At 57.1% G+C, this 925-nt stretch carries 1 rRNA gene; it reads left to right on the top strand.

Going from position 1 to position 925, the window contains the following annotated elements:
* Positions 1-925: ribosomal RNA gene (locus JUB11_RS32445) — 23S ribosomal RNA — on the top strand; the annotation flags it as partial.

The following is a 925-nucleotide window of genomic DNA, read 5'->3' on the forward strand; positions in this document are numbered from 1 at the left end:
TTAAAGAAAGCGTAATAGCTCACTGGTCTAGTTAAGCCGGCCTGCGCCGAAAATGTAACGGGGCTCAAGCCACCCACCGAAGCTGCGGACTCAGAGGACAGGTATCAGGGATCAGGCATCAGACAGCATGACGATCAAAACTTTCGAAGAGTTGGAGGTCTTCCGGCGCGCCTACAGGCTGTCGCTGGAGGTGCATCGTCTGAGCCTGACATTCCCGGCGATCGAACAGTACGCCTTGGGTGACCAAGTGCGTCGTGCCAGAAAATCCATCTGTGCCAATCTTGCCGAGGGTTTCGGCAGACAAAGGCAGTCGAAGGCCGACTTCGCGAGGTTCGTGACCATCGCGATGGGAGCCGCCGACGAGATGAGAGTGTGGGCGCGTTACTGCCTTGATCTGGGATACATCGATCAGAAGACATGGGAGCATTGGCGCGATGAGTACCAGGAGATCGCGCGCATGCTCCATGGCTTGGCGGCCAGTCTCGTGGGCAAGAAACGAGACTGATCCCTGATCCCTGTTATCTGTCCTCTGAGTGGTAGCGGAGCGTTCCGTAGGCCTGCGAAGGGCGTCCGTGAGGCCGCCTGGAGGTATCGGAAGTGAGAATGCTGACATGAGTAGCGACAAAGAGTGTGAGAAACACTCTCGCCGAAAGTCCAAGGGTTCCTGCGCACGGTTAATCCGCGCAGGGTGAGCCGGCCCCTAAGGCGAGGCCGAAAGGCGTAGTCGATGGGAATGCGGTTAATATTCCGCAGCCTGGCAGAGGTGACGAATGGGAAAGCGTGTACGTCCTTATCGGATTGGACGTGCTGTGGACCCGTTCCAGGAAATAGCCCTGCCATCACAGACCGTACCCGAAACCGACACAGGTGGACTGGTAGAGCATACCAAGGCGCTTGAGAGAATGGTGTTGAAGGAACTCGGCAA

The sequence above is a fragment of the Azospirillum sp. SYSU D00513 genome (assembly GCF_017356015.1).
Taxonomy (GTDB): Bacteria; Pseudomonadota; Alphaproteobacteria; order Azospirillales; family Azospirillaceae; genus Azospirillum.